We start from the raw sequence: 22,791 nt of genomic DNA on the forward strand, positions 1-22,791 counted from the left end.
GCGCCCGCGTCCCGGCGTGGGCGTCTGAGACGGTAGCGTTGAATCACGGCATTTCACTCCTCCACTTTGCGACGCGCCGCACTCCTCGTCATTGGCGCTGGCACCCTGGCGGTGACGGCGTGCTCACCAGGGGGATCCGTTTCCAACGCCGACATCCCCTCGTGGAAGGCAACCACCATGCCATCGGCGACCGGGATCGTCTTGGAGGACTCCGGGAAAATCCCTAGCCGCGACCCCTTGGTCAAGACTTTCCCCAGCATCGCTGCGGGAAGCTACGTCTTGACTGTTGCCTGCGACGGCGGCGGCAAGGCATTCTTCGACGTTTCGTCGGGCGGCACGCAGATCACCGAAGCCGGGGCGGCGTGCAATGGTAGCCGCGAGACCTCCCGCATCAAGGTAACCTCGACCGGCCCCTTGAGCATCAGCGCAAGCAGCGTGGACGCGCCGGTGATCTACGCGTACCTGCTGGTGCCGGCTTCGTAACTGCTGCATCGTTCCTACTGTGGCGGCCCGGCGTAGAGTCGGACTATGGGGTGGGTACACGCCCTGAAGGTGCCGGCGACGCGGGTGGCGATTCCCGCCGTCGTGCTTTGTGGTGTGCTCGCGTGCGGCACGCTGGCGTCGTGCGAATACACCTACGACGACGGCCGTGCGCCGGTGAGCAGTCCGCCGTCGGCAGTTATCACGGATCCCGTACTGCCCCGCGATCCGGCATTGAGCCAAACTGTCACGGGCGATGCGCTGAAGGCCTGGGCTAGGGACGTCCTTCCGGACGTGAACGGGCAGTCCTTCTATAGCAGCTACGGACTGTTGTCACGTGGAGAATCCCGCGCCGAAGAAACAACGCAACTTCCCGGCGGTTCTTACGCCGTGACGCTCGCGTGCCGAGGGTCGCACAGCACCGAATTCACGGTGCGAAACGGGAGCGAGGTCCTCATCGAACTGATGCTGCAGTGCGGGACCACGCGGGTCAACGTCCTGCAACTGGAGAAGGATGCCGTCCTCGGCATTACGGTGACGGCAAACGCCTCGGCGAACTTCGCGTACCGGGTGAGCCGGATCTAAGCCACGCAGCCTTCCGGGCAGCGCAACGTTTCCGGACTCGAGGCACACTCGGCGCAATACACGGTGAGGTTGCGGCAGCTCAGGTTGGAGCAATTCTCGAACTTGTTGGTGGGCACTTGGCAGCGGACGCACTGGCCGATGGTCTTGGCTTCCTCGCTGAATTCCATGTGCATGCGCTTGTCGAAGACGTAGAGGGAGCCCTCCCATAGGCCTTGGTCCTTGTAGGTTTCGCCGTAGCGGACAATCCCGCCGTCGAGTTGGTAGACCTCTTTGAATCCGCGGTTCACCATGAGGCTGGAAAGGACTTCGCAGCGGATTCCGCCGGTGCAGTAGGTGACCACGGGCTGGTCCTTGAGTTCGTCATATTTCCCGGAGTCGAGTTCCTTGATGAAATCGTGGGTGGTGGCGACGTCGGGAACGATTGCGTCCTTGAACTTGCCGATCTGGGCTTCGAAGGCGTTGCGACCATCGAAGAACTTCACTTCCTGCCCGGCGGCCTTCTTCTCCTCCAGCAATGCGTGGAGCTCTTCCGGCTGGAGGTGGGTGCCGCCTCCGACCACGCCGTTCCCGTCCACCTTCAGTTCCCCTGGAGCACCGAAGGACACGATCTCATCGCGGACCTTGACGCTGAGCCGGGGAAAGTCTGCGGCCCCGCCTTCGGACCATTTGAAGTCGATGCCGTGGAAGCCCTTGTATTCCTTGGTGGTCTTCACATACTGCTTGACGTTATTCAGCTCCCCGCCAACCGTGGCGTTGATGCCGTCCCGCGAAATAAGGATGCGGCCTGTGAGGCCGAGCTTCTCGCACAGGGCACGCTGCCAGAGCCGCACCGCGTCCGGGTCCGCGATCGGAGTAAAGCCGTAAAAGAGCACAATTCGGTTCAAAGCCACATTTAAGGGTACTTTGTGGTGCCAAATTCCTGTTTCGAGGTTCCGTCCGCCCACCCAAAGTGTTAACTGAGCTGTTACTGGCGGCCCCTGTTGATTCCCAGACTGCTGACATAGTCTCTCTACATGAGTCACGACGCCTTGGTTGAAGACATCGCTGATCTGCTGGAAGTCTGGGTGGCCGGTTGGTCTGGTTCCCGTGGTTACGAGACGCGCAAGGAAGGCCGGTTCCCGGCTGCACTGCGTGCGGACAAGACCGGCGACTGGGAGTACTTCGCGCACGACCCATCGGATGCCGAGTTCGCGGAACTTGCCGCCAAGACCCGCCAAGCGGACACCCGCATCCTGACGATCCTCACGAACGACGTGGCCCGCTATGACCAACTGGCGAGGGCGCACGGGCTGAACATCACTTCCGATTCCCAGACCATGATGATCGTGGACATGGAAACCCAAGACGCCGAAGACCCATGGCTCTCAGATGACGATCTCAAACTCGCGACCTCCGAAAGCAAGGGCGTCCATTATGCGGTGGTCCACGCCGGCGAAAAGGTGGCGGCAAGCGGCCAGGTATTCGTGGTCGAGCACACGGCCGTGTTCGACAAAATCGTCACAGAACCCAACTTCCAACGCCGGGGACTGGGCAGCTTCATCATGAAAGCCCTCGCTGCACAGGCATTTGAGCACGACGTTGAAAGCGGTCTCCTCCTGGCTTCCCTGGACGGACAGCATCTGTATTCGCACCTAGGGTGGAAGGACATCAGCCAAGTACTCATGATGTCTACCAAGCGGGTCGACGAGACCGACCTGTCTGTCGCGTAGCAGCCTCCTCGGCGTCTGCAGCGGCGTCCTCGGCATCCGCAGCGGCGTCCTCGGCATCCGCAGCGGCGTCAACAATGGTCGGTTTCAGGCGCGATGACAGAATGTTTAAGTGAATGCAACTGAATCGATGATCTCCCTGCTGGGCGGGAGCCCGGACCCGGAGCAGTTGCGACATGTCCGAACCATTCCTGCACGCCAGGCAATCCATGAGGCATGGCCGGGCTGGGCCCATCCCGATATCGTTGCCGCCTACGGAACCTTGGGCATCCACGAACCGTACCGCCACCAGATCGAAGCAGCCGAGCTCGCCCATTCCGGCCAACACGTGGTCATTGCCACGGGCACTGCCTCCGGGAAGTCCCTTGCCTATCAGTTGCCTGCCCTCGACGCGATCCATCGTTCCGAGTTGCGTGTGCTGTCCGAACCGGGCAAGATCCATGACGACGGCGCAGTCACCTTGTACCTCGCCCCCACCAAAGCCCTTGCCGCCGACCAACTGGCAGCGATCCGCTCACTCAAGCTCCCGACGGTCCGGGCCGAAACGTATGACGGCGATACCGACCAATCGCAGCGCCGCTGGATCCGCGACCACGCCAACTTCATCCTGGCCAACCCGGACATGCTGCACTTCGGGATCCTGCCCAACCACACGTGGTGGGCCCGCTTCTTCCGCCGGCTGCGGTACGTCATCGTGGATGAGGCTCATAGCTACCGTGGAGTGTTCGGGTCTCACGTCGCCAACCTCATGCGAAGGCTCCGGCGGATCTGCGCATACTACGGTGCCGGCACCTCCTTTCCTGAACCGGTGTTCATTGCGGCGTCCGCTACGGCTTCGGACCCTGGTACGTCCTTTGCCCGGCTCATCGGCACTCCCGTCCGAGAAGTTTCCGAGGACTGTTCACCGCATGGCTCAACCACGGTGGCTTTTTGGGAGCCTGCCCTGACCGAGTTGAAGGGCGAAAACGGGGCAAAAGCCCGCAGGACCGCCTTAGCCGAGACCGCGGACATGCTGGCCAACCTGGTGTCCTCCCGTGTCCGGACCATCGCCTTCATCAAATCCAGGCGTGGCGCAGAGACAATTTCGTCCATCACCAAGCGCCTCCTCGACGAGGTAGACCCCAGCCTGCCCCAGCGGGTTGCTGCGTACCGCTCGGGCTATCTCCCCGAGGAGAGACGCGCCTTGGAGAAGGCCCTGCGCTCGGGCGAACTGCTAGGAGTTTCCAGCACGTCCGCGTTGGAGTTGGGAATCGACATTTCCGGACTGGACGCGGTGTTAGTAGCCGGCTGGCCGGGGACCAGGGCCTCCCTGTTCCAACAGATCGGACGAGCGGGCCGCGCGGGCCAAGACGCCATCGCTGCATTCGTGGCCAGCGACGATCCCCTCGACACCTACCTCGTCAACCATCCGGAGGCCATCTTTGATGTGTCGGTCGAGGCCACCGTCTTCGACCCCGGGAACCCCTACGTACTGGGCCCCCACTTGTGCGCAGCGGCTGCCGAGCTCCCCATCGGGGTGGCGGAACTTGGCCTGTTTGGACCAACGTCCGAGCCGCTGCTGAATCAGCTGGTGGAGCAGGGGTACCTGAGGAAACGGCCCGCAGGTTGGTTCTGGACCCACCCCGAGAGCGCCGCGGCCATGGTCAACCTTCGCGCAGACGGCGGCGGCCCCGTGAGCATCGTGGACTCCGAGACTGGCTCCCTGTTGGGCACCATGGATTCGCCCCAGACGCACTACCAGGCCCACACCGGCGCCATCTATGTGCACCAGGGAGACAGCTACCTGGTTGAAGAACTAAACGAAGAAGACCATTGCGTGATGGTTCGGAGAACCAACCCGGACTACTACACAACAGCCCGGGACGTAACGCAGATCGAGGTCCTCCAGACTCTCCGGACCATGGAATGGGGTGACATCGCGGTCCACTTCGGGGAAGTGAAAGTAACAACACAGGTGGTTTCCTTCCAACGTAAGGCACTGATTTCCAATGAGGTCTTAGGAGAGGAGCCGCTGGAACTCGGGGCCAGGGATCTCTTCACCAAGGCAGTCTGGTTTGTGGTCCACAACCGCTCTCTGACAAGCGCGGGCCTTATCGAGGCACAGTTCCCGGGTGCGCTTCACGCAGCTGAGCATGCCGCCATCGGCCTTCTTCCCTTGGTGGCTTCAAGTGACCGTTGGGACATCGGTGGTGTCTCAACAGCGCTTCACGCCGATACCGGGGTTCCCACGATCTTTGTCTACGACGGCCATCCAGGCGGTGCTGGATTTGCCGAGCGTGGCTTTGAGAAAGCCAAAGTGTGGTTGACCGCCACAAGGGACGCCATCAAAGCATGCGAGTGTGAGAACGGCTGCCCTTCCTGTGTCCAGTCCCCCAAATGTGGCAACAAGAACAACCCCCTAGACAAGGACGCCGCAGTCACCTTGATCGACGTGCTCCTGCGGGATGCAGTCTAGCGACCGCCACCCGGCTCGCAGTGCCTGCTAGACCCGGTCCAGGGGCAGCTGGCCGGGCAGCCGTTTAGGGCGGTGGACCCGCCCTTGAACGCGCGGTTGCGGTCCCGAAAACCGTGCCGCGAGCCAACTGCGTGCGGACGTCCACGATCTCACCTCCGCTGACCGCGCAGTCCGACAACGACGCTCCATGCCTCGCCGCGGTTTCACTGGCGACGACGCAAGGATCTCCTGCTGTCAGGACACGGGCCGCATCCGCTCCCGCGAGCGCCGCAAGGTCGGCAGCGGTGGCGGCACGTTGGGCCATCGCTGCCGCCTGGGCCAGCATAAGTGCTGCTGCCATGCAGATCATGACGACTAGACCCAAGGCAACAGCCATCACGGTCCCCGAGCCACGCTCCCCATCGCTACGGATCACATTTGCGCGGGCGATACCAACCCTCACGCCACGCTCCCCATCGCTACGGATCACATTTGTGTTGGCAACCCCAGCCCTCACGCCGCGCTCAGCCAAGCAGCGACTGGCATTGGCGCGGGCGATACCTGCCCTCACGCCGCTACCTCTTGCGCAGGTTCCGGGAGTCCCAGTCTCGCCACGGCCGCGACTGGCACGGCACCGTTGAAGTCAACAACCCCGTCCCCAACATCAGGAAAGGGCAAGGTGGCCACTGATGCCCGTGGCGTCTCGCCCCTGGCCGAAGCCGCAGCGGAAAGCTTCCATGGGATGAGGGACCCCAGCGGACCCGTCACCGGGGCGGAGACCGTGACCTTGATCCAATCGCCGTCTTCCGAAACAACGGCCGAGGCGGCATCCCCTGCCAATCTCCGGACAATCCCTTCCACGGCCGAATTTCCATCACCGCGGGCCAAGGCCCGAGCACCTGCCCTAGCTGCTTCCTCCAAACGCAGCTGGGTAATTCCGGCCGCGGAACCGGCGAGAAGCAGCGCCAAAAGAAGCAAGACAGCCGGCAGTGCCACGGCGAACTCCGCAGTGACTGCACCTTGGTCCCTCCCGGAGAGAGCCTGGCTACGACGGCCCTTCCCCGAGCCAGGAAGTTTCTCCTCCGAACGCCCTCCGGTAGAAGGATGCCGCCGCGCGAGCCTGCGCGTCGCACGGCTCGCAGCCCGTGCCCACGGGCGTATCGAGCTCTCAGCACGACTCTTGGAGAGATCCCTTTCCGTCATGGCAGGGCGAGTGCACTACGAATGAGGTTGAGGAGGAAACCGCGCACTTCCTCGCTTCGAAGAATGACCACCAAAAGTCCGGCGAAGCCCACCGCGGCAAGCGTGGCGATGGCGTACTCGGCTGTGGCCATCCCAAGCTCGGACCCCATGAGCCGCTTCTTCGACGGTCTGGCTGCAGCAGACCCGTCGTCGGACCGCGCACGGCCCGTTTCACCAGAAGAATGTGGGCGGGTAGGCGGCCGGCCGGGCTGGTTTCGCTGTGAGGCGGGGAACAGTTCAAGAACCTCGGCATCCGGCCCGGAAGGGGCCGGTTGGACCAGGGTATCCGCGGTTGCATTCATTTCAATTCCTTTCGCTGGAACCGGCTTGGCTGCCGGCCGTACTTCGACTCTCCCGTTGGGGTCTGGTCTTCAAAAGGACCCAACTCTTCTAAGTGGAAAACTGGCTTCTGACGCCCCATGTGGAGGAAAACTCGATCGACCGCCTCACGCGCCGCTGCCGACTATCCCGCTGAGGGAAGCATGGCCAACAGCACCGGGACGACTCCGAGACAGATAAAAGCAGGCAAGGAACACAAGCCCAGTGGGACCACGAGTTTCACCCCAAGGGCCGCAGCGCGCTTTTCCGCAGCCCTGAACTGCTCGCGCCGCAGGCGGGCTGCCTGGGCATAAAGGAGGGCAGAGGATGGCGCGCCCGTCAGGGCCGCGAAGGCGAGGGCATCCTTGAGCTTGCGTGCTTCAGCGCATTGCTGGCCCGAACTCCGCCACGCGGTCTCCCAGTCCGTTCCGATGTCCAGGGCGGCAACCACAGATCCCAGCGAGCGGCTGAGCTGCGGGCCCGCGCAGCCAGCGATCAATTCAAGGGACCGTCCAAGTCCCGCCCCAGAATCGAGCATGGCGGCCACCAACTCAAGAATCATGGGCACGCTACGCAGTCCTTCCTGTCCCTGGGATTTCCCCTTCTGGGATTTCCCGGGCACGTCAGGGGCCCGGCACGCATTAAGGTCCTTCAGCGGGTCAATGCCATTGGGTGAGCCGCGAAGCATCCGCAGAGCCGTACGCCGCCGGGTTCTTCCCGGATTTGCCAGCCCCAGGACTACTGCGGAAACCAACACCACAGACACTGCGATGGCAGGGAAAGCGGAGTCCATCAGTCGGTGCCCGCCGCCGCGTACACCAATCGCGATGACCAGATCCTGCCCGCCACCGTCAAGACGATCCCAGCCGCAAGCGCCGCCAAACCGACCCCGTTGGCCAACAAGATCCCCCAAGGGTCTACCCCCAGCACCATGCCCAGTCCCAGCCCGAACACGGGCAACCATGTCAGAAGACGCACGGTGGCTTTCGGACCGGCCAGCGCAGTCTGCCGGGCATCACCGGCGTCGTCCTCTGCCTCAAGCTGGGAGGCAAACCTGGCAAGCACGTCCGCCAACGGACAACCACTTGCCTCGGCGACGTCCAAGCAGGCAGCAAGTTCTCCCCAGATTCGCCGTTCTGCGGGATTTCCACCAGCAAGATCCTTCGCTGCCGACATTCTGATGGCTTCGGCGACGGATGCCCCAATCATCGAGGCCGCCCGCGCAGCCGCAAGAACGCGAAGAGACCCGGAAGACAGCCGGGGGAATCCCGAAGCTTTCCTGTGCGCCTTGGGTACCCCGGCGTCGCTCGAACCATCGCCCTGGTCCTTGTCCGCGTGTACCATGCACAGTTCCTCCCAAAGCCTCGACGGCGACCGGCCGCCTCGGAGGAGTGCAGCCAGTTGCTGCACGAGCACCGTGAGCGGCAACGCGTCCACGCGGGCGCGTCTCCGCAGCTTGCCTGGGATAGCCGGGGCTGACAGAGCGGGCGCGAGAGCGCGCACCACTCGCTTGCCGCGTCGCCGGGACGGTTGGAATGTCACCCACACAGCGGCTGCCAGGACGAACAGCAGAAGTCCGGTCACGCGACAGCTCCAAGATGATCCGAACCGGCAATCCATCCCTGCGGCTCGAGCAATTCGGACGTAGCCTGTGGCTCGCGCAAGATCCCCGGGTCAAGCTCAAGGCGGCGTGCAAGCTCCCTCCACGCAGGACCGGCAACAGCGTCGCCTGCGTGCAGCTCTACAGCGGGCACTACGGCTTGGCCTGTCGCGTCATCCGCCAATAGTCCGATGCACGAAACCCTCCTTCCGGAGAGAGTCCGCTCGACATGTACCACTGCGTCCAAAGCTGTTGAAAGTTGCAGGCGGACGGCTTCCCTGCTCAGCCCTGCAAGCGCGCCCAAGGCCACTAGCCTGGCAGGAACAGCGGCGGCAGTGTTTGCATGGATCGTGCCGCCCCCACCTGTATGGCCGGTATTAAGTGCGGTCAGCAGTTCACGGACCTCGGCTCCGCGGCATTCGCCCACGACGAGCCGGTCCGGCCGCATCCGCAGCGCCTGCCGGACAAGTTCGCCGAGGTCCAGCGCGCCGCCACCTTCAAGATTTCCGTGTCTGGACTCAAGGGACACGACGTGCGGGTGTACCGGGTTCAGCTCCGAGGCGTCTTCAATCAGTACAAGGCGCTCATGGGGATTGCTCAGCCCGAGCATCGTGGACAGCAAGGTGGTCTTTCCGGAACCGGTGGCACCGCTGATCAGGAAGCTCAGCCTGCGGTCAACCATCGCCTGCAGCACATGCTGTACAGGTGGTCCAAACATTCCGCCGGCGCGGAGCTCGTCCATGGAGAACACTTCCTCACGCCGGATCCGCACTGACAACAACGTTCCCGCGGTGGAAATCGGCGGGAGCACCGCGTGCACCCGGTAGCCGCCGTCAAGCCGGACATCGACGCACGGTGAGCCGTCGTCCAAGCGGCGTCCGCCCGCTGCCACAAGTCGGGAGGCCAGGGCACGGATTTGAGGTTCGCCGTCGAAGTGGAGCTGGGCTCTTTCCAGCCCTTTGCCGCGGTCGAACCAGACGGAGTCCGGGCCGTTCACGAAGATGTCCGTCACCGAAGCATCCCGTGCAAGTTGTTGGAGAGGTCCCAGCCCACTCAGTTCGGCGCTGATTGATTCGACGGCCGCGAGCGCGCCAGCGGTTCCGAGCAGCCGGCCCGTGGCGTGGACGGCGGCGGCCACCCGTGACGGAGTGACAGGTCCGGCGTCGGACATGACGGTTTCCCTGACGGTTTCAAGGAGCGCGGCGTCCAAGCGCTGGGCCCGACGTCGGCGGCCGCCGGTTGGGAATCCGGGCGTACTCATGCTGCTGCGTGGTCGAGTAGTTGAAGGACGGATCCCGCAAAGCGACGCACAGCTTTGCGTTTACCGAATTCCAGGAGGCGTCCAAGCTCAGCGGCCCCAGTGGTTCCGCGAAGCTCGGGCAGAACACCGTGGAGGGGTAGGCCAAGCGATTCGGCAATGAGCGGTCCATCCACTGCGGAACTGGTGTTCCCGCGGACCACAAGTGCTGTGTCCACGGCGGGTAGCTCTTGGAGAAGCCGGGCCGCGGCGACGGCCGCTCGAAGCTGCGCCGGTGCTACCAGGAGGATCCTGTCGCAGTCCCATCCGAAGCTGCTCAGCGATTCCGTTCCGCGGCCAATATCGACAATGACCAACTCAAAACCCCGTCTGGCCGCATCCAGAACAGCTGCCACTGCACCAGCCCCGACATCCAGGGGATGGTCGCGGCCGCCCGGCCAGGACAGAAAAGAGAATCCGCCCGCTACGGGCAGTGAGTCGCTTAGCTGCGCGGGACCGATGCTGCCACTGGCGCCGGCAAAATCGGGCCAGCGCAGCCCAGGCGCGCCTTCAGCAGCAAGGCAAAGCTCCAGGCCGCCTCCCCGGGGGTCACCGTCAACCAACAGGGTCCGCACCCCGTGGCCGGCCGCTTCCTGGGCCAGCCAGACTGCGACCGTCGAGGCGCCCGCACCACCGCATCCGCCTGTCACTCCGAGCACCATGCCACCGGGTTCAGGGGCGTGGGAACGGCTGAGGTGCTCCGCCAGCCATGCCGCGGCCTCCGGCAATACGGCGACGCGTTCGGCCCCCAATGCCGCTCCTAACTGCCACAAAGAGTCCCCTTCACCGTTGAGTCCTAGCAAAACGGAAGGTGCACGACGGCGGGGCGGTAGTTCGCGGATATCGCTACCGAGAAGCACCGTCCCCGCGGAGTCCCATACCGACAAGGCCTCAGACGAATCGACCGCTGTCCGAAGACTGGCACCGACAGCGGCTGCGATCCTTTCCGTCTCAGCCTGCAGCCGGCTATTGCCCGTCACTAACAGGACTTCGCCGGAATCGACAGGAAGCCACGACTCGCCCGGCACCGGACCGAGATCCGGTCCGCTGCCGGCCCTGTCGGCGCCGCCCTTGCCACCGACAGCGCCGCCACCGTCATCGCGCTGTTGGAGATGTTGCCCGCTCATGAAGCCACTGTCCCCGGTTTCCCGGGAGCATTGAAGAACTCTCTTTGCGTATGTGGACAAGCAACCGCAAAAGGCCCTGTGGAGGAGGAGTCCGCAATGCGGACGGCAGCAATGCGACGCAGCATTGCGGACGGCAGCATTGCGCACCAAAGCATTGCGGACGGCAGTTGTCCGCGAAGTGCAAGTTTCAGCGGAACCGCAAGGCAGAATGGTGATCATGTACCTGCTGCTCGCCGCCCATCCAGACGGCGCAGCTATTCAGGAAACCAATGCGGCTGGAGCAGCCCTGGCAGAGCCGAGCGTCGTGAGCAAAGCCGATCTTCCCGGCGTCGTGGGCGGGCTGGAAAAGAGGCGGCCGCGCTGGGTCTGGAACCGGACGCAGGATTGGTACCCGGCGATGCTCCAGGCCGGAGTGGAGCTGGAACGGTGCCATGACCTCACACTCAGCCGCGCCATCCTGGCCCACTCGGAATTCACGGCACACACTGACTACGCCCGCAGCGCCGAAAAGCTCACACAGGACGATGAAATTCCGCGCATCCTCCAGCCTCCCCCGGCCCCCGCCGAGCAAGGCGCGCTCTTTGACCACATTGTCCCGCGTAGCGCACAGCCCGGCCTCGACGACATACGTACCGAGTTCGCGGCCCAGCAGCACGCGCTTGGCCAGGCTTCCACGGAAGAAGGCCGCCAGCATCGCCTGAAACTCTTGGTTGCAGCGGAATCCGCCGGCGCCATGATTGCCGCGGAAATGCAGTTCACGGGTGTGCCATGGCAGGAGACACTGCACGAAGAAATCCTCGAAGGCCACCTCGGGCCCCGTCCTCTGGCCGGCCACCGTCCAGCCCGGCTCGAGGCGCTCTGCAACGAGCTTCGCGGGATCCTCCAGACTCCCCGGCTGAACCCGGATTCACCCCAGGACCTCATGCGCGCCCTGCACCGGAATGGCATCGAAGTGAAGACAACGCGCCAATGGGAACTCAAGGAATCAAAGCACCCGGCCATCGGACCCCTCCTGGAATACAAGAAGCTCTCCCGCTTGTTCACGGCCAATGGCTGGTCCTGGCTGGACGCGTGGGTGAGCGAAGGCAGGTTCCGTCCCGAGTACGTGGTGGGTGGCGTGGTGTCCGGCCGTTGGGCTTCCCGGGGAGGCGGGGCTTTGCAGATTCCCCGCCAAATCCGGGGCGCAGTGCATGCCGACCCGGGCCACAAGTTGATCGTCGCCGACGCCTCGCAGCTTGAGCCGCGGGTTCTGGTCGCCCTTGCTCAGGATTCGAAGATGGCCGAGGCTGCGCGGGACAAGGACCTGTACGCCGGCATCGCCGCGCAAGGCTTCGGTGGTGACCGGGCGAAGGCCAAGATCGCGTTGCTGGGTGCAATTTACGGCGCCACCACGGGCGAATCAGGGCGGCTTATGCCCCAGCTGGCCCGCACCTACCCGCGAGCAGTCGGCTTCGTCGAACAGGCAGCCCGAGACGGCGAAGCCGGCCGGACCGTGACCTCCAGGTTGGGCCGCAGCAGCCCGCCGCCGTCGGAACGCTGGATCCGCAGCCAGCAGTCCACGACGGCGGAAGAGCAGAGGCGAGCGGACGGCATCGCCCGGTCACGGGGACGTTTCACGCGGAACTTTGTGGTGCAAGGTTCCGCAGCGGACTGGGCATCGTGCTGGCTTGCCGAACTTCGACGGCGGTTGCGCACTGTGCGTGCCAAGGGCCTGCCCGCCGGGGAATTGGTGTTCTTCCTGCACGACGAAGTCATGGTTCATGCCCCCCTCGAGTCGGTGGATGCCTGCATCAGTGCCATCGAGGAGGCCGCCGCTGCTGCGAAGGAGCTGCTGTTCGGGCGGGTTCCGGTTGAATTTCCGGTGAGTATCGCCGTCGTCGATTCGTACGACAAGGCGAAGTAGGCACCGCTATTGCCCCCGGCTCAACAGCGGAGGACGATTGCCCCGTGGGAAGCAAAGGCCGGACGCTACTGGCCGCATACATCGCGTTCCAGCTGACCGAGCTGGAGGGCCAATTGCCCTTGATCGGGGCGGCTGACCCGGAAGCCGTGCACAACGCCAGGCTCGCGATTCGCCGGCTCCGTTCCGTCCTCAATTGCTATCGCGGCTTGGTCCCGGAGCTCCCCCGGCCGGCCCGCGAGGAAGTCAAGTGGCTGGCAACGTCCCTGGGTGAGTCCCGGGATGCTTATGTCCTGGCCCAGAGAATACGGCTCTCTCTTGACACGAAGGATTCATGGAATGCTCCCGAGTCCTTGCGGCTGGCCGTTGAGGAGCTGGAATCGTCCAGCTCCCGGCTGGCGACTGCCCTGGGCGTGCGCAAGCGCAGCAAGCGGACGGTGCGGGCTGCAAGGGCAGCGTTACTGGAAGCCCCCGACGCCAAGGAATACAAGCCCCCGACGGCGGACCTTGCGGAGCGCCTCCAAGTACAGTGGGAGCGGCTGCAGCACAGCCTCGCGGAGGAAGCGGGCAGTGGCGACCCGGACGTGCGCAACGCCGCGCTCCACCAAGCCCGCAAAGACGTCAAGTGCCTCCGGTACTCCGCGGAGTCAGTTGCGGACGCCTTCAGCCACCACGCTGCCGGAGTGATCCAACCGGCGATTGGCCTGCAACGATTGCTGGGCGAGCAACACGACGCCGTCGTGGCCGGAGACTGGATCAGGGAACTGGCAAACACTCCAGGCGTCGACGCGGAAGATGCCCAAAGGCTGGAGGCAATGGAATCCCGACGGCGACTCAACGCGGAGGAGGAATTCCGGATGGCGATGGCGGAATACCCAGTGCCGGCCCCGAGGCGAGCGCTGATCTTCTGAAGTCCGGAACCATAGACCCCCGGCAGGTCCGAAAGCGAGTCATATGGCGGAAACGAACTTGGCATGACCCTGCCAAGTAATGTACCCCGAAGTAACTTCAACCCTCCCCGACCTTCCGGATAGGCTCGTTCACGGCGGACCGAAGTGAGGGACGCCACAGTGCAAGGACGCACTCACTGTGCGGGCAGCAAACAAGGGGGAACAGCAAGGATGGCTGGACGATTCGAAATTCTCAAGGACGGCGAAGACGGCTACCGATTCCGGCTGACCGCAGCCGACGGAACGCTTGTGGCGGAGTCTCCGCAGTTCAAGCACCTGAAAGCTGTGGTCGCCGGCATCAACGCGGTACGTGAAAATGCCGCCACGGGCATCGTCGTGGATTACTCAAAAACAGCCCGACGCGCAGCGTAGCGCGAGTCAGCGGCGCTCGGCGGATCAGCGGCGCCGGTGCGGGGCGGCCGGCGGCGCGCCTACGGCGCGAGGCTAAATCTCTATCTCAAGCAGGCGCTCCGCGTCCCACGGAACCGTCCACCCCAAGGCGTCGAAAAGGCCGCTGAGCACCATCCCGGTGAAACCCCAGACCACTAGTCCGTTGACCTTGAAGACAGGACTCGAGAAAGTCCGGCCAAGTCTGGTGAGCGTCCCCGTGTAGCGATTATCGGGGTCCAGGAGATCCCGCACCGGGACACGGAACACTTGCGCCGACTCGGCGTAGTCCACAACGCGGACGGGCGAGGGCGATGCCCACCATGCCAAGACGGGCGTGACGACGAAATTGCTGCGAATCAGTCCGAGTTCCGGCATGACCCCCAGTACCTGTACGCCTCCACTGTCCAAGCCGGTCTCCTCTACTGCCTCCCGGAGCGCTGCCGCTACGGCAGACTCATCCCCTGGATCGATGCTGCCGCCAGGGAACGCCACCTGTCCCGGATGATCGTCCAGGGTGTGCGCGCGTTCCAGGAGCAAGACATCCAAGTCGGCGGGGGCCACAGGTTTCCCCGACGCCGCGGGGACATCGTCCAAGACGCCGAAGAGCATGAGCACGGCCGCTTTTCGCGCCTTGTCCGGATCCACCGCTGCGGCGGCAATCCGCGGGTCGGGGCCTGCATGCAGGCCGGAATCAATCTTGGTGATGAGACTTACTAGGTCTTCGAGCGCGGTCATCGCGGTCTCCTTTGCGATTCCATCCGGATCTCCGCAGCACGGTGGGTCTCGGCGAGCAGCTTTGCCAAAAGCGCTTCGTTGCCGGGCGCCAGTTCGTATTTGAGCAGCTTCGCGGCTTTGACGGGATCGGTCTCGCCTTCACCGTAGCTGGGACACCAATTGGCCACCGGACACGCTCCGCACGCCGGCCTGCGCGCATGGCAGACCCTCCGACCGTGGAAAACCACCCGGTGGGACAGCATGGTCCAGTCCTTGGGCTCGAAAAGTTCGGCGACGTCGAACTCGATCTTCACCGGATCCTCGGACGTCGTCCACCCAAACCTGCGCGCCAGCCTGCCAAAATGCGTGTCCACGGTGATTCCCGGGACGCCGAAAGCGTTGCCGAGCACCACGTTCGCAGTTTTACGCCCGACGCCGGGGAGCGTCACCAAATCTTCCAGCCTGCCGGGGACCTCGCCGTCGAACTCGTCCACCAAGCGTGTGCTGAGGGCCAGGACGTTCTTCGCTTTGGCGCGGAAGAAACCGGTCGGTTGCAGGATCGCCTCCAGCTCCGCAGGCTCGGCCTCGGCCATCCTCCGGGCATCCGGGTAGCGTGCAAACAGGATTTTGGTGACCTGGTTGACCAGCACATCGGTGGTCTGGGCGGACAGCACGGTGGCCACCACCAGTTCAAAGGGGTTCCGGAAATCAAGCTCCGCGTGGGCGTAGGGATAGAGCTCGGCGAGTGCCTTGTTGATTTTGCGCGCACGCCGCTTCAAAGCCAGCGGGGTTTCGACGATGGTGTCCACAGAGGGCCTGGCTAGCCGCGTTCGATGTGGCTGAGATCGCGCAGGACGCCCACTTTGCCATCGGTATCCTGCACCAGGAATTCCTCGCCGCGGTCCTCAAGGGCCAGGACCCAGGCGCCCGGTTCGATAGTGAAGACGGGGGTTCCTGTGTGCTCGTCGACCACGGCACGTGGATGGGCCACGGCGAACCAGAAGGCCTCGTACCCTCCGTGTTCCTCATCGTCGCCCCTTCGCGTCGCCGGATCTACGGTTGCCCCGATGATCTGATGCGCCCTGGTCTGCTCGAGATTGGTCTGTTCGAGATGAGGTTGCTCCGTGTCGGGTTGGTTCTCCGCGTTTGCCTTGTTAACTGTCCCAATGTGTTGGGTGGCGGTTCCGGTGTCCGCGCCTCCGACGAGCGGCGTCGCCATAGTGGCGGCAGCAGTGTGCTGGGGCTCTGCGGGGGTTGCCGCCTGCGCTTCCCGCGGCTTCACGGCGTCGCCTTCCGCAACTTCGGTAGGCTCGGCGGGCTCGGCGGGCTCGGCGGGCTCGGCAGGTACGACGGCGGCGGGTGCTGCCGCGGGGGCGGTCACCGGAGTGGCGGGCAGCGTACTTGCCGGCGCGGAAGCGTCAGGAGAGGCTTCGGGCTTGGGCACCACGGGCTTCGGCGCAACGGGCTTGCGGGACGGGATGGCCGGTTCCCTGGCCACAACGTGCGCGGGCTGTTCGGCCCGGTCCTTGAAGTCCTCGCGGAGCACCGGCAAATGCGGTGCCAGGACCGTCGCAGCGAGAAGGCCCACCGATCCGATCAGGCCCACGAGCGCGAAAACAGTAAACGCGCCCGCCGTGGAGAGGAAGAACATGGTCACCGCGAACGACGCCACCACGGAAGCGAACTGGTCGATCGAAAGCGAACCGATTCTCACAACATTCCCCGGTTGCAGGCGCCGTGCGACGAACAAAGCCGTCACTACCAAGGGAAGAATGATGCCCAAGGCGAGGAAAAAGAGGTTGCCCAGGTTCCACAGGTTGTACCCTCCGCCGAACATCGGCAGGAGGGAACCTACAAACATCAGCAAAGTGGAACCGAAAACAGTCAAGTCCCGGATGGTGAAAGGACCCAGTACAGCTTGGTACTTCGGGGAGGTCTTGCTTCCGGGCTCTGGCGCCCCGGCTCCAGCTGCTTCGGGGGCCGATCCGGGCGCCAGCGCACCGTATTTCGGACCTTGGCTCGTCTGGTTCATGTGCAAATCTCCTTTGTACGGCGGTGCCCGGGACGCTGCCGCCCAAGGCTGCACCCAGTGTTTTCGGGCCAGGCGGGGGCACCAGGTCTTTCGCGTCTCGAGACCTCTTCAGCCTATGCCACCCTTCTCACAGTCCACTAGCTGGCACATGCGCGGAGACTCGGAGGCTGCCGCGTCATCTCCCCGTTTTTGGAGCTACCCTGAGAACGTCGGAGCCGTTCGGCGCGAATCAGACGCCGTTCACGGTCCGGAGTGTGACCGCAGACACTTGTTGTCGGCGCAAAACGCTAAGGTGGGTTCCGGAAAAGCTCTTGCGGAATCCCGTGAGGCGCCGCAGCCCAACGCCGTGCATGCTTGGCGCGTTTGGGTCGGGCGGACCGCCACGGGACCCGCGCAGCAGAGATCGATGAATGATGAGGTTCACATGTCCCAGGACGCCAATGGATCGACGACCACCGCTGCACCCGCACCTGACGGGATACGCAACGGCGACGCCCTCGAAAACCTTCTCCACGAGAACCGGAAGTTCGCGCCCACCGCTGAATTTGCCGCCAACGCAGTAGTCGGCGCCGAGGTCTATGCGGAAGCAAATGCGGACCGCCCCGCATTCTGGGCCAAGCAAGCACGCGAACTCCTCACGTGGGACAAGGACTTCACCGAGGCCCTGGACTGGTCCAACCCGCCGTTCGCCAAGTGGTTCGTCGGCGGCGAGGTCAACGCTGCGTACAACGCCCTGGACCGGCACGTGGAGAACGGGCTCGGGGACAGGGTGGCGATCTATTTCGAGGGCGAGCCCGGGGATAGCCGGAGCTACACGTACGCGCAGCTGACCGAGGAGGTGAAGAAGGCTGCGAATGCCTTTGAGTCCCTGGGCGTGGCCAAGGGTGACCGCGTGGCCGTGTACCTGCCCATGATCCCCGAAGCCGTGATCACCATGCTGGCCTGTGCCCGGATCGGGGCCGTGCACTCCGTGGTGTTCGGCGGCTTCTCCGCCGACGCGCTGCGCTCCAGGATCGATGACGCCGAGGCCAAGCTCGTGGTCACCGCGGACGGTACCTACCGCCGCGGCAAGCCCAGCCCACTCAAGCCCGCCGTGGACCAAGCCTTGTCCGCACCAGGCCATTCCGTCCGGAACGTCGTGGTGGTCAAGCGCAACGGGGAATCCGTGGACTGGGTCCAGGGCCGGGACCAGTGGTGGGACGAAGCTGTCGGGGCAGCCTCAACGGAACACACCGCCGTCGGGCACGACTCCGAGCACCCGTTGTTCATCCTCTACACCTCCGGGACCACGGGCAAGCCCAAAGGCATCCTGCACACCACCGGCGGCTACCTGACCCAGACCGCGTACACGCACAGGGCGGTCTTCGACCTGCACCCGGAGACGGACGTGTTCTGGTGCACCGCCGACGTCGGATGGGTCACCGGCCACTCCTACGTCGCCTATGCCCCGCTTATCAACGGCGCCACCCAGGTCATGTACGAAGGCACCCCGGATTCCCCGCACCAGGGCCGCTGGTGGGAAATCGTGGAAAAGTACAAGGTCTCCATCCTCTACACGGCCCCCACCGCTATCCGGACCTTCATGAAGTGGGGCCGAGACATCCCGGCCAAGTACGATCTGTCCTCGATCCGGGTCCTCGGTTCCGTGGGTGAACCCATCAACCCCGAGGCCTGGATGTGGTACCGCGAGGTCATCGGCGGCAATGCCGGCAAGAACGGCGAGAAGAAGGAACACCCCGCACCGATCGTGGACACCTGGTGGCAGACCGAAACCGGCGCCCAGATGATCGCACCGCTGCCCGGCGTCACCGCAACCAAACCGGGCTCCGCACAGGTCCCGTTGCCGGGCATCGCAATCGACGTCGTGGACGAGGCAGGCGAATCCGTCCCGGACGGCCACGGCGGCTACCTCGTGGTCCGCGAACCCTGGCCCGCCATGCTGCGCGGCATTTGGGGGGACCCGGAGCGGTTCAAGGACACCTACTGGTCCCGTTTCGAGGGCATGTACTTCGCCGGGGACGGCGCCAAGAAGGACGAAGACGGGGACGTGTGGCTCCTGGGTCGCGTTGACGATGTCATGAACGTCTCCGGGCACCGGCTCTCCACCACCGAAATCGAGTCAGCGTTGGTGTCCCACCCGTCCGTGGCTGAGGCCGCGGTCGTCGGAGCCGCCGACGAAACCACGGGCCAGTCCGTGGTCGCGTTCGTCATCCTGCGTGGGGATGCCGCGAACGACGGCGACGCCACCGTCCTGGAACTGCGCAACCACGTTGGCAAGGAAATCGGCCCCATCGCCAAACCCAAGCACATCCTCGTGGTCCCCGAACTGCCCAAAACCCGGTCCGGCAAGATCATGCGCCGCCTCCTCAAGGACGTCGCAGAAGGCCGCGAAGTAGGCGACGCCACCACTTTGTCCGACCCCACGATCATGGCCCAGATCGCGGAGTCCCTGAAGAAGTAGGCACTTCGCCAAGCGACGCACGGCGACAAGCCACCACGCAAAAGCGGCGGTCCCCTCCCACGAGGACCGCCGCCTTTGTCATGAAACCCACCGTCGCAAGAATGTTATATTTAGTTCTTTCATGTTCTCTTTTGAGCGGTTATAGTCGAGTTCTACGTGAGATAACTCACAAGCACCACGCTTTTCAAGGGAGAGAACATGGCAGCGAATCTTGACCCGTTCCAGTCGGCGCACAACGCTGGGCCTGGACGCCGCACCATCCTGAAGACGCTCGGTATCGGTGCCGCCGGCCTGGCTGGCATTCCGCTGCTGGCTGCTTGCACGGGCGGCTCCGGCCCCGCTCCGGGAGCCTCATCGAACAGCCTCACCTTCGGCTCCGGCTCTTCGGACGACGTGCCCAAGAACGCCTACAAAGCCGTCACCGATGCCTTCACCAAGAAGACCGGCGTCACCGTGGCCACCAACGTCGTCCCGCACAACGACTTCCAGAACAAGATCAACTCCTACCTCCAAGGCAGTCCGGACGATGCCTTCACCTGGTTCGCCGGCTACCGCATGCAGTACTACGCCGGAAAGGGACTCCTGGCCCCGGTGGACGATGTATGGGCAACCATTGGCAGCAACTTCTCGGACGCCATGAAGAAGGCCTCCACCGGGCCGGACGGCAAGATGTACCTGGTCCCCAACTACAACTACCCCTGGGGTTTCTTCTACCGGAAGAGCTTCTGGGCCGAAAAGGGCTACGCAGTCCCCAAGACGTTCGACGAGCTGAAGACCCTGGCCACCAAGATGAAGTCCGACGGCATCATCCCCATCGGCTTCGCGGACAAGGACGGCTGGCCGGCCATGGGCACGTTCGACTACATCAACATGCGCCTCAACGGCTACCAATTCCACATTGACCTGACAGCGCACAAGGAAAGCTGGGACCAGAAGAAGGTCAGCGATGTCTTCGACACTTGGAAGGCCCTCCTGCCCTTCCAAGACCCCAATGCCCTCGGCCAGACCTGGCAGGACGCCGCGAAGGCCCTCGAAGCCAAGAAGACCGGGATGTACCTGCTGGGCTCCTTCGTGACCCAGCAGTTCACCGATCCCGCGGTGCTGGCCGACATCGATTTCTTCCCGTTCCCGGAAATCGCCGTGGAAGGCACGGACGCCGTCGAGGCCCCCATCGACGGCTTGCTCCTGTCCAAGAAGGGCGGCGACAACAAGGCAGCCCACGATTTCCTTGCCTTCATGGGTTCCGCCGAGGGCCAGAACGCCTACGCTGCCGTTGACACCTCCAACATCGCCACCGTCAAGGGCGCCGACACGTCAAAGTTCAGCCCGCTGAACAAGAAGTGCGCAGACACCATCGCCAACGCCAAGTACATCAGCCAGTTCCTGGACCGCGACGCCCTTCCCGCCATGGCCAACAACGTGATGATCCCCGCACTCCAGTCCTTCATCAAGGACGGCACCGTGGACGTCAAGAACCTTGAAGCGCAGGCCAAGACGCTTTACGCCGCCCAGTAGTTGTCGTGTCAGCGCCGCGACCTGCTTCGCAGGCCAAGCGCATCGGCATCCCAAGGAAAGGAACGACGACGGCGGTACCGCCCGCCGTCGTCGGGCCACCTTTTGCAAACTGAAGGAATCCCCATGAGTACTACCGCCGAAAAACCGGCTGCACCGGACAGCGAGCCCGGCGCTGCCGGGCGAACCACGGCCGGCAAGGGCCACTCTGGCGCCGGGAGACGGCCGGGCAAGGCAGGCAAAGTCCGCCGCCTCACGCGGCGTGACAAGTTCGTCCTCGCAATCATGGTGGGTTTGCCTACCCTGATCCAGCTGCTGCTGGTCTGGCTGCCCACGCTCTTTTCCATCGCGCTGAGCTTCACCCGTTGGAACGGCTTGGACCTCAAGGACATCAAGCCCGCCGGAACGGACAACTACCGCTTCGTGGTCCAGGACTATCCCCCATTCTGGCCCGCCATGCAGCACAACATTCTGTGGCTGGTCTTCCTGGCCCTGATCGCAACACCTCTCGGACTGCTGCTGGCTGTGCTCCTGGACCAGAAAATCCGTGGCAGCAAGATCTACCAAAGCATCTTCTTCACACCCGTCATGCTGTCCCTGGCCCTCATCGGCGTGATCTGGCAACTGTTCTATAACCGCGACAGCGGCTTGCTCAACTACCTCCTCGGCACGGCCGGCACTCCGCGGGCCGTCGACTGGTTCGGAGACTCCAACGTCAATATCTGGGCAGCCATGGTCGCAGCTACCTGGCGTCATGCCGGGTACGTCATGCTCCTGTACTTGGCCGGGCTCAAGGGTGTGGACCCGTCCCTGCGGGAGGCCGCGTCGATTGACGGCGCCAACGCCGTGCAGACGTTCTTCCGCGTCGTTTTCCCGGCCATGCGCCCGGTCAACATCGTGATCGTGGTGATCACCATCATCGAGTCGCTGCGTGCCTTTGACATTGTGTACATCATCAATCGAGGAACCAACGGCCTTGAACTGATCAGCGCCCTCGTAATCCAGAACCTCGTCGGTGAAGGCCAAGTAATCGGCGTCGGCTCCGCCCTCGCGGTCATCCTCCTGGTCATTTCGCTGATTCCCATCGTCTTCTACCTCATCCGCACCTTCGGCAAGGAGAGCAAGGCATGAGCACCCTCGCCAACCCCATCCCCAGCACAGCAGGAGCCGCGGCCGTGTCGCGGAACTCCGGCAAGCGCCACTACGGAACCCACATCTTCCTGACCGTCATGGCAGTGATGTGGCTGATTCCGCTCGGCTGGTCCCTGTACACCGCCTTGCGCCCCAAAGCCGACACGGACAAGTACGGCTACTTCAGTTTTGGTGGCAGCTTCAGCTTCGACAACTTCATCCAAGCTTGGACCCAAGGCGGATTCTCGAAGTATCTCTTGAACTCCGTGCTCATCACTGTCCCGGCGGTGCTCCTGACCTTGTTCTTTGCCTCGATGATGGCGTTCGCCGTCTCCAGGGTGAACTGGAAATTCAACATCACGCTGCTGATCATGTTCACCGCGGGCAACCTCCTGCCACCGCAGGTCCTCGCAGCCCCGTTGTTCGAAATGTTCAAGCATCTCTCGCTCCCGTACTCTTTCAGCGATTCCGGCAACCTGCTCAATACCTACATTTCCGTGATCGCCGTGGACACGGCCTTCCAGATCGGTTTCTGCACCTTCGTGCTTTCCAACTACATGAAGGCACTCTCGTCCGACCTCACGGAGGCCGCGTTGGTGGACGGGGCCGGAATCTGGCGGCAGTACTGGAACATCATCCTTCCGCTGTGCCGGCCCGCCCTCGCAGCGCTTGGCACCCTGGAAGTCATCTTCATCTACAACGATTTCTTCTGGCCGTTGCTCTTCATCCAAAGTGGAGACCGCTTGCCCATCACCACCGCCATCAACAACCTCCAGGGCCAGTTCCTCAGCAATTACAACCTGATTGCCGCGGGCGCCATGATCACCCTGATACCCACCCTGATCATCTACCTCGCGCTGCAGCGGCAATTCGTAGCCGGCCTGACGCTCGGTTCCAGCAAAGGATAAAAAC

22 protein-coding genes are annotated in these 22,791 nt (G+C 63.7%); 11 read left to right on the forward strand and 11 right to left on the reverse strand.

Annotation, left to right across the window (positions count from 1 at the left end; all coding sequences use genetic code 11):
* Positions 1–66: 66 nt before the first annotated feature.
* The gene (locus HNP00_RS10575) at positions 67–483 is read left to right on the forward strand and encodes a hypothetical protein (protein WP_184738751.1); all 417 of its coding nucleotides are present in this window, start codon (positions 67–69) and stop codon (positions 481–483) included.
* Between the two features lie 45 nt (positions 484–528).
* Positions 529–1,065: a hypothetical protein gene (locus HNP00_RS10580; RefSeq protein WP_184738753.1), complete on the forward strand. Its 537-nt coding sequence runs from the start codon at positions 529–531 to the stop codon at positions 1,063–1,065.
* On the opposite strand, the gene HNP00_RS10585 is transcribed toward HNP00_RS10580, so the two are convergent.
* Positions 1,062–1,955, reverse strand: coding sequence for a rhodanese-related sulfurtransferase (locus HNP00_RS10585; RefSeq protein WP_184738755.1), 894 nt, complete (start codon positions 1,953–1,955; stop codon positions 1,062–1,064). The genes HNP00_RS10580 and HNP00_RS10585 overlap by 4 nt on opposite strands.
* Before the next feature lie 123 nt (positions 1,956–2,078).
* Between HNP00_RS10585 and HNP00_RS10590 the strand changes: the two genes are divergently transcribed.
* Positions 2,079–2,774 (forward strand): GNAT family N-acetyltransferase, encoded by a 696-nt coding sequence (locus HNP00_RS10590; RefSeq protein WP_184738757.1) that lies wholly within the window; start codon positions 2,079–2,081, stop codon positions 2,772–2,774.
* A gap of 127 nt (positions 2,775–2,901) precedes the next feature.
* On the forward strand, positions 2,902–5,226 hold the full coding sequence (locus tag HNP00_RS10595) for a DEAD/DEAH box helicase (protein ID WP_221451408.1): 2,325 nt from the start codon (positions 2,902–2,904) through the stop codon (positions 5,224–5,226).
* A gap of 64 nt (positions 5,227–5,290) precedes the next feature.
* Here the strand turns inward: HNP00_RS10595 and HNP00_RS10600 are convergent, their stop codons facing one another.
* From HNP00_RS10600 to ssd, 7 genes are all read right to left on the reverse strand, one after another.
* The gene (locus tag HNP00_RS10600) at positions 5,291–5,668 is read right to left on the reverse strand and encodes an Rv3654c family TadE-like protein (RefSeq protein WP_311770553.1); all 378 of its coding nucleotides are present in this window, start codon (positions 5,666–5,668) and stop codon (positions 5,291–5,293) included.
* Between the two features lie 104 nt (positions 5,669–5,772).
* Entirely contained in the window at positions 5,773–6,408 is a 636-nt protein-coding gene (locus HNP00_RS10605; protein WP_184738761.1) for a TadE family type IV pilus minor pilin, read from the reverse strand.
* Entirely contained in the window at positions 6,405–6,749 is a 345-nt protein-coding gene (locus HNP00_RS10610) for a DUF4244 domain-containing protein (RefSeq protein ID WP_184738763.1), read from the reverse strand. The genes HNP00_RS10605 and HNP00_RS10610 overlap by 4 nt, the downstream gene beginning before the upstream one ends.
* Positions 6,750–6,910: 161 nt before the next feature.
* Positions 6,911–7,558 (reverse strand): type II secretion system F family protein, encoded by a 648-nt coding sequence (locus tag HNP00_RS10615; RefSeq protein ID WP_260404893.1) that lies wholly within the window; start codon positions 7,556–7,558, stop codon positions 6,911–6,913.
* The gene (locus tag HNP00_RS10620; protein ID WP_311770554.1) at positions 7,558–8,349 is read right to left on the reverse strand and encodes a hypothetical protein; all 792 of its coding nucleotides are present in this window, start codon (positions 8,347–8,349) and stop codon (positions 7,558–7,560) included. Before HNP00_RS10620 ends, HNP00_RS10615 begins: the two co-directional genes overlap by 1 nt.
* Positions 8,346–9,626 (reverse strand): TadA family conjugal transfer-associated ATPase, encoded by a 1,281-nt coding sequence (locus HNP00_RS10625; RefSeq protein WP_184738765.1) that lies wholly within the window; start codon positions 9,624–9,626, stop codon positions 8,346–8,348. Before HNP00_RS10625 ends, HNP00_RS10620 begins: the two co-directional genes overlap by 4 nt.
* Positions 9,623–10,789, reverse strand: a complete 1,167-nt coding sequence (ssd, locus tag HNP00_RS10630; protein ID WP_184738767.1) for a septum site-determining protein Ssd — start codon at positions 10,787–10,789, stop codon at positions 9,623–9,625. Before ssd ends, HNP00_RS10625 begins: the two co-directional genes overlap by 4 nt.
* A gap of 217 nt (positions 10,790–11,006) precedes the next feature.
* Between ssd and HNP00_RS10635 the strand changes: the two genes are divergently transcribed.
* The 3 genes from HNP00_RS10635 to HNP00_RS10645 all read left to right on the forward strand — a co-directional run bounded on the left by HNP00_RS10635 (position 11,007) and on the right by HNP00_RS10645 (position 14,011).
* A complete protein-coding gene (locus HNP00_RS10635; protein WP_184738881.1) occupies positions 11,007–12,692 on the forward strand; it encodes a bifunctional 3'-5' exonuclease/DNA polymerase in 1,686 nt (561 codons plus the stop codon).
* A 44-nt stretch (positions 12,693–12,736) separates the two neighbouring features.
* Complete coding sequence (locus HNP00_RS10640; protein ID WP_184738769.1) at positions 12,737–13,600, forward strand: CHAD domain-containing protein; 864 nt, start codon at positions 12,737–12,739, stop codon at positions 13,598–13,600.
* Between the two features lie 210 nt (positions 13,601–13,810).
* Positions 13,811–14,011: a DUF1508 domain-containing protein gene (locus tag HNP00_RS10645; protein WP_184738771.1), complete on the forward strand. Its 201-nt coding sequence runs from the start codon at positions 13,811–13,813 to the stop codon at positions 14,009–14,011.
* Positions 14,012–14,083: 72 nt separating this feature from the next.
* On the opposite strand, the gene HNP00_RS10650 is transcribed toward HNP00_RS10645, so the two are convergent.
* From HNP00_RS10650 to HNP00_RS10660, 3 genes are read right to left on the reverse strand one after another with little or no spacing between them, the layout of a single operon-like run.
* On the reverse strand, positions 14,084–14,764 hold the full coding sequence (locus HNP00_RS10650; RefSeq protein ID WP_184738773.1) for a CoA pyrophosphatase: 681 nt from the start codon (positions 14,762–14,764) through the stop codon (positions 14,084–14,086).
* Entirely contained in the window at positions 14,761–15,552 is a 792-nt protein-coding gene (gene nth / locus HNP00_RS10655; RefSeq protein ID WP_184738775.1) for an endonuclease III, read from the reverse strand. Before nth ends, HNP00_RS10650 begins: the two co-directional genes overlap by 4 nt.
* Before the next feature lie 11 nt (positions 15,553–15,563).
* Positions 15,564–16,775, reverse strand: coding sequence for a hypothetical protein (locus HNP00_RS10660; RefSeq protein ID WP_184738777.1), 1,212 nt, complete (start codon positions 16,773–16,775; stop codon positions 15,564–15,566).
* A 424-nt stretch (positions 16,776–17,199) separates the two neighbouring features.
* On the opposite strand from HNP00_RS10660, the gene acs reads away from it, so the two are divergent.
* The 4 genes from acs (at position 17,200) to HNP00_RS10680 (ending at position 22,787) form a co-directional block, all read left to right on the forward strand.
* Positions 17,200–19,236 carry an acetate--CoA ligase gene (acs, locus tag HNP00_RS10665; RefSeq protein WP_184738883.1) on the forward strand — a complete coding sequence of 679 codons (2,037 nt, stop codon included), beginning with the start codon at positions 17,200–17,202 and terminating at the stop codon, positions 19,234–19,236.
* Between the two features lie 198 nt (positions 19,237–19,434).
* On the forward strand, positions 19,435–20,751 hold the full coding sequence (locus tag HNP00_RS10670) for an ABC transporter substrate-binding protein (RefSeq protein WP_184738779.1): 1,317 nt from the start codon (positions 19,435–19,437) through the stop codon (positions 20,749–20,751).
* Positions 20,752–20,874: 123 nt separating this feature from the next.
* The gene (locus HNP00_RS10675) at positions 20,875–21,879 is read left to right on the forward strand and encodes a carbohydrate ABC transporter permease (RefSeq protein WP_184738781.1); all 1,005 of its coding nucleotides are present in this window, start codon (positions 20,875–20,877) and stop codon (positions 21,877–21,879) included.
* Positions 21,876–22,787: a carbohydrate ABC transporter permease gene (locus HNP00_RS10680; protein ID WP_184738783.1), complete on the forward strand. Its 912-nt coding sequence runs from the start codon at positions 21,876–21,878 to the stop codon at positions 22,785–22,787. Before HNP00_RS10675 ends, HNP00_RS10680 begins: the two co-directional genes overlap by 4 nt.
* Positions 22,788–22,791 lie beyond the last annotated feature (4 nt).

The organism is Arthrobacter sp. AZCC_0090 (assembly GCF_014207375.1).
In the GTDB taxonomy this organism is placed as follows: domain Bacteria; phylum Actinomycetota; class Actinomycetes; order Actinomycetales; family Micrococcaceae; genus Arthrobacter.